Below are 5708 nucleotides of genomic sequence, written 5' to 3' on the forward strand. Positions count from 1 at the left end.
CCTCCGGCCGGACGGGCGCAGCCCCGCTCCGAGGTCAGCCGGTCGATTCCTCTGTCACGGCGGCCGGAACGGCGGTGGGCTCGGCGGTCGGCACGGCGGTGGGCACCGCCATCCGCCGGATACGGAGCCGTACGGCCGCCGCTCGACCCGGGCCGCCGCGTTCTGCGCCCTGCCCCCGCGGTGCTGATCCTCACCCCCGTCGTGCTGAGCGCGCGGTGGGACGGGGAACTGCCGGACCGGTGGCTCAGCGACTTGTGCGGCCCGTGGGGCATTGCCGAAATGCTGTGTACCAGGGCCCTGGTACGGGGCGGAGCTCAACAGGCAAGGGGGATGGCCGTGTGGACGCCGTCGATACCTCACCCACCCAGCACACCCTGGCCACCAGCCTGTTCACCCACCTCGCACCACGTCTGCACCTCGTGCACGCGACGTGACCGCGCACATGCGTGCCCGGCCGGGCAGGTACGACGTGCTGTACAGCGTCTTCGGCGCCCTGGACTTCACCGGCCCGGTCAACCCAACGGGACCGCATTGAGTTGACCGAACCCGTGCGGACCTCCTCCCTTCCCGCGTCGCACGGGGCACCGCAGCTTTTGCTCGTCCCCCGCGCTCTTTCAGCCGCAGGGCAGGGGTTCGGCCTGTTCAGGGGTGGTGTGCAGGTGAAGTGATCCGGGTTGGGTGTTCCGGAGGGCCGGGGTGGGGGTGTGCTGTGACAGACCATAGCCAGAGCCGAGAGGCAGTCACCTTGCCGCCCACCGAGGTCCAGCGGGCGCCGAAGCACGCACGTCCCACGCCCGCTACTGGGTCACGGGCGGGGAGTATCCAACCGCACCACGCAGCTTCGCCCCGTGCAGCTTCGCCCCGGTCAGGTCCGCACCGTACAGGTCCGCTTCGGTCAGGTCCGCGTTGCTCAGGTCCGCTTCGGTCAGGTCTGCGTTGCTCAGATCCGCGCCGTGCAGCTTCGCTTCGCTCAGATCCGCGCCGTGCAGCTTCGCGCGGAACAGGTTTGCATCGGTCAGGTCCGCGCGGAACAGGATCGTGTCGGTCAGGGTCGCGCCGTCCAGGCTCACGTCGGTCAGGTTCGCGTCGATCAGGTTCGCGCGGGTCAGCTTCGCGTCGTTCAGGATCACGCCGGTCAGGTTCACGCTTTGCAGGTTCACGCCGGTCAGGTCATCGGGCAGGCCCGCGTCGATCAGGTTCGCGCCGTACAGGTTCGCGCCGTGCAGCTTCGCTTCGTACAGCTTCGCTTCGGTCAGGTCCGCGTTGCTCAGGTCCACGCCGTGCAGGTTCGCGTTGCTCAGGTCCACGCCGTGCAGCTTCGCGCCCGTCAGGTTTGCATCGGTCAGGTTCGCATCGGCCAGGTTCGCATGGGCCAGCTTCGCATCGGTCAGGTCTGCGCCGTGCAGGTCCGCGCGGGTCAGCTTGGCGCCGTGCAGGTCCGCGCCGTGCAGGTCCGCTGCTACGTGCTTGTCCAGCGGGGTGGTGAGGATACTCAAGGCGGCGGCGACGTCATTCGTGGGTTGGGCGGGCCGGGCGGTGCCCTTCTTGGGCAGGAGGGTATGGCTGCGGACGTAGGCGGAGATGACCTGAACGACAGTAGGTGCGTCGCGAGCGGAGTCCTGGGCGATGCGCTGCAGCGCGTACAGGCCGCCGAGCCGTACTTCCTCGTTGTCGTCGCCGAGGTTGCTGACCGCTGCGGTGTAGCGGTCGGTGACCTGCCCGTCGCGGGTCAGAAGCTGCTCACTGCTGACCTGACGGACAGTTACCAGCGCAACTCCGCCCACCAACAGGGTGGAAACGCTGACCATCAGCGCCACCGAGCGCTCAAGTCTCGTCCACCAGCGCCCGCTGTTCACGCTGTCCGCCTGGCCCGCAACGGCGCCTGGCGGATGCGAGCGCCTTGCTGCGCGGGCTGTTGGGGCAGCGGGAGACGGCGTTCTGGTCGGGTGTCGACTTGGCCGGTGGGCCATGCGGCGTAATTGCGCGATGCGTGCCCTGCTGTTGGGGCTGGCCATAACAGCACTTCAGCAGGTTTCGGTACCCAGTGGGGCCGGATCATCCGTTACGTGACATTCCCGGGACAAACCTCGGCGTACAGGTCGACCGGCCCGGAGCCGGGCAGAAGCGCGACACGACGCGGGTAGTCAAATGAGATGCCGACGGGGTAGTGAGCCCGCATGACGACATGGGCTTGATGCGTTTTGACGGACATTCGAGATCTGGGGTTCAGCCCCGGGAGGATGTCCATCATGGAGAGCATGGGGAAGAAGAAGCCTCGGCGCCCTCATCGTTCGTTCACGCCGGAGTTCAAGGCCGAGATTGTCGGTCTGTGTCGGCGAGGTGACCGTTCGGTCGGGCAGGTTGCCAGAGACTTCGAAACTGACCGAGACCGCGGTGCGGGACTGGGTGAAGCAGGCCGAGGTCGACGCGGGCGAGCGCAAGGGGCTGACCAGCAGTGAGTGCACCAACCGGATCACCGACGTGGTGAAGGCGGTCCTCGTCCTTCACCACGCCCCAACCTGAGGTTCGAAAAAGCTCAGGGTGTTTCAACCGATGAGCGTGGCCTTGATGTGGGCTTGCAGCTCGGCTGCAGAGGCTTCGACCATCCCTTCTTCGACCTCCACCTCGATGAGGTACTGCCCAGGCGCTGCTTGCAGTCCTGCCTGTTCTGGTCCCTCGCCCTCGACAGCCCGGATGGCCCCGTGCGCAGTACCCAGAACGTTGCCTGACTCGTCGATCAGGACCTGAAGTTTGACCACGATCACACGCCCCCGCCCCGCCAGGTGAAGGTCACCGCCAGGGGACCGGTGTTGCGAACCTTGGCTCGGTAGGAGAGGTGGTTGTTGCCGTCCAGGACCTCACCGATCTCAGTTGTGAACAGCAACCCGTTGGGATTGCTCGGACGAGCCTGGATCAATTGTGGTCCGACATCACCAGTCCCACCCCACGAAACCACCATTCCATTGTTGCTCCTGGCGAGATGGTGCCCCCGCCTGATGTCCAAGCCATCTTTCCCCCTACCTCGAAGAGTTCTGGAACCGAGGCCGCCGCTCCCAACGAGGGTGCGACAGCAGGAACAGCACCATCCTGGTTGTTGTGTTCGCCAAGAGGAGGTTCCAATTCACCGCATAATTTGCGCTCGCCACACGAACGTTGAGTACTTCCCTCTACGCCTCCCAGGGGAGCATGTGTCAACAATTCTTCGGAGCGCACTCACGGAGCATTTTCCGCTCTCACGTTAATACGTGATGAAGGACGAGGAGGGCTTTCACGGGGTTGGTGATGCGGTTCGTACTGCAGTGAAGCTTCCGCGGGAGCCATCACCTTTCTTTGTGGCTGCCGCCTGCTCGCCGAGGCAGCAAATTTGACGTGAGTGCTGTCGTCCCGCCGCCACCTCTTGAGACGACGGCTGCGTAGAGGTACCTGGATGGAACCGCCGACATCTCGATGCGCCTTGTCGGCCCAGCATCTGAGTCCAGCTTCCGCGAGTGTCGACGATGCCGCGGGTACGGGCGGCAGTCAGGCCAAGGGCGGAACCGGGCAGCGCCGGCGTGGCGGATCGGCTGCCCGAAGGGGTCGGTGAGGAGCTGGACGTTCATGCCGTGGCACTTGTGTTCCCGGAGCAGTCCAGCGTGTCGACAGCGCTCCGGTCGATCGGCAGCAGCTTCGCCTTGAGGATCATGAAGGCCGAACGCGTCGTGGTCCAAGCCGCCACTGCACTCGCCTGCTGGCCGGCATCGGTGCTCTGCCTGCGGAGGAGCGGGCGAAGGCCACTTTCACAGGAGAGCTAAAGTGCTGGCTGCAGCAAGAAAAAGGAAGCTCAATCTCAGAAGGTATCCAGCCCATCGGAGCCGCCGATACTTCGCAAGGGCGATGCGTGACAGCACTCGAAGCTCGTCGAGCTGGAAGTCAGCTGTGAGCGCGTCATGCAACTGGTCACGGTTGTATTCGGCCCACGTCTGAAAGCTTCCCCTTCCAGAGGCGTCCAGGCGAGGAAGAACGACATCCAGAAGCAGCCAGACCGCGCCTGATGCCACCACGATTCCTAAAGTGGCCAGGGTGGTTGTGATCCACGAGTGCCGAAAAAGCCCTTCAGCCTGCCCCGCAAACGCGCTTGCCGTAATAGCTACGACAGCAAGCATCACAGATGCCTGGGTGTTAGCACTCTGCATCTCATTTCGCACAATGCTGGCTTCAGTCTCAGCACGGGAAACCATTTTCGCCTCCCCTTTAAGGACGCCCCACGCTGAAGCTTGGCAGGAGCTGGTTCCACCTGCCCATCGTTAAGGCAACCTGCGACGACCCACCGGTAGCCCGCGAGCCAATCAGTTGAGCGGCCCGCGGGCCGAAGGGGCGACTCGCTCAATCTGTGACACGTACGTCAGGGCTTCGTACTTCCTCATCTTCAGTGGGGCCGGACAACGACCTCCCCTCGTCCGCTGTGACCGGTCGACCCGAGGCACCTGGAACCAGCCTTGAGTCATTTCCAAGCCAGCGGCGCGGACCGCGAGTTGGGCAGTCCAGCGCAACGATGAAGCTCCCAGTAGACGGGTTCTCGTCCAAGATCGCCGGGTTCGACAAGGCCGCCTTCGCCGTCGACTGGGACCGCCACCGGGCCAGCTGTCCCCAGGGCAACCCCAGCCGCGAGTGGCGCCCCCTGCACATCAACGGCCACGACTACATCCAGGTCAAGTTCGACAAATCCACCCGCCTGGCCTGCCCCGTCCGCCCCCAGTGCACCAACACGGTCAATGGCCCCCGCTCACCCGCACTGCTACCCACCCGCGAACTGCACGAGATCCAGAAACAGAACCGTCTGGACCAGCACACCGAAGGCTGGCAGCGCCGCTACGCGATCCGCGCCGGCATCGAAGCCCCCCTCTCCCGGAACGTCCGCACCTGCGGCCCGCGCCGGACCTACTACCGCGGCCAAGAACACACGTCGAGCACGTACTCACCGGCCTGACCTGCAACGTCACCCGAGTCACCGACTGGATCACCGACCCGCCCCCGACGAGCCCCAGCCATTCCCACTCCCTCTGCGTGGCCCCCAACTGACCCCTCGCAAGATCGCCAACAGAGTCAATAGGTTGTTCCCCGTCGCGCTAGCGCAGCAGCCTGCTGCTGTTCGGGGGCGTCAACACCCGCAGGTCGTGACGGCTCCTTGGGGAACCGTCCGGCTGCGGCACGGTCTGAACCTCCGGCCGGGGCGGGGACCGGACGCCGACTCACCACGTGCCCCAGCAGCAAGTGGTGCTACTCATCCAGCCACGGCGTCGTCATCCAGCTCCTGGCTCCCGGTGGCCATACTCATGCCCCTCGCAGAAGAGTCCTTACGGCAAGAGGCCGAGAAGCGTCGCAGCGTGAACCGCGAGGCGGAAGAAGCCCCGTACCGGGCCACGGCCAGCTGCCGCATCAGAGCGGCCCATGATCAGCTCGGAGAGAACTTTGCGGCCCCGTGCCTACGGTGCGCGCATGAGCACCACCTTCGACGCTGAATGCGATGACGTCCGGGACTTGGAGTCCCACCTGCTTACCGATCTGGAGGACAACCTCCTCCAGCAGGCCGACGACGACCTGTTCGGCCTGGGCTCCCATTTGGAAGCGATACCGAAGGGCGGCGCCTGATGGGTGCGGCAGCCGATACCTCGCTCACTCCGGCCGACTTGAGGCGCCGTGTACGGGAGGCTGCCGCGCTCGGCGCCAAG

General features: G+C 65.3%; 7 protein-coding genes. 3 read left to right on the forward strand and 4 right to left on the reverse strand.

Going from position 1 to position 5708, the window contains the following annotated elements; translation table 11 throughout:
• Positions 1 to 797: 797 nt before the first annotated feature.
• Positions 798 to 1856 (reverse strand): pentapeptide repeat-containing protein, encoded by a 1059-nt coding sequence (locus ACWGIG_RS36250; protein ID WP_453325969.1) that lies wholly within the window; start codon positions 1854 to 1856, stop codon positions 798 to 800.
• A gap of 505 nt (positions 1857 to 2361) precedes the next feature.
• On the opposite strand from ACWGIG_RS36250, the gene ACWGIG_RS36255 reads away from it, so the two are divergent.
• Positions 2362 to 2523 (forward strand): hypothetical protein, encoded by a 162-nt coding sequence (locus ACWGIG_RS36255; protein ID WP_453325970.1) that lies wholly within the window; start codon positions 2362 to 2364, stop codon positions 2521 to 2523.
• 23 nt (positions 2524 to 2546) lie between these two features.
• Here the strand turns inward: ACWGIG_RS36255 and ACWGIG_RS36260 are convergent, their stop codons facing one another.
• The 3 genes from ACWGIG_RS36260 to ACWGIG_RS36270 form a co-directional block, all read right to left on the reverse strand.
• Positions 2547 to 2765 carry a hypothetical protein gene (locus ACWGIG_RS36260; protein ID WP_453325971.1) on the reverse strand — a complete coding sequence of 73 codons (219 nt, stop codon included), beginning with the start codon at positions 2763 to 2765 and terminating at the stop codon, positions 2547 to 2549.
• On the reverse strand, positions 2762 to 2884 hold the full coding sequence (locus ACWGIG_RS36265) for a hypothetical protein (protein ID WP_453325972.1): 123 nt from the start codon (positions 2882 to 2884) through the stop codon (positions 2762 to 2764). The genes ACWGIG_RS36260 and ACWGIG_RS36265 overlap by 4 nt, the downstream gene beginning before the upstream one ends.
• Positions 2885 to 3776: 892 nt before the next feature.
• Complete coding sequence (locus tag ACWGIG_RS36270; protein ID WP_453325973.1) at positions 3777 to 4217, reverse strand: Pycsar system effector family protein; 441 nt, start codon at positions 4215 to 4217, stop codon at positions 3777 to 3779.
• A gap of 314 nt (positions 4218 to 4531) precedes the next feature.
• Between ACWGIG_RS36270 and ACWGIG_RS36275 the strand changes: the two genes are divergently transcribed.
• Positions 4532 to 4966 (forward strand): transposase, encoded by a 435-nt coding sequence (locus ACWGIG_RS36275; RefSeq protein WP_453325974.1) that lies wholly within the window; start codon positions 4532 to 4534, stop codon positions 4964 to 4966.
• Between the two features lie 509 nt (positions 4967 to 5475).
• On the forward strand, positions 5476 to 5628 hold the full coding sequence (locus ACWGIG_RS36280; protein ID WP_453325975.1) for a hypothetical protein: 153 nt from the start codon (positions 5476 to 5478) through the stop codon (positions 5626 to 5628).
• The last annotated feature ends 80 nt before the right edge of the window (positions 5629 to 5708 follow it).

This window comes from Streptomyces sp. NPDC054863 (assembly GCF_053610825.1).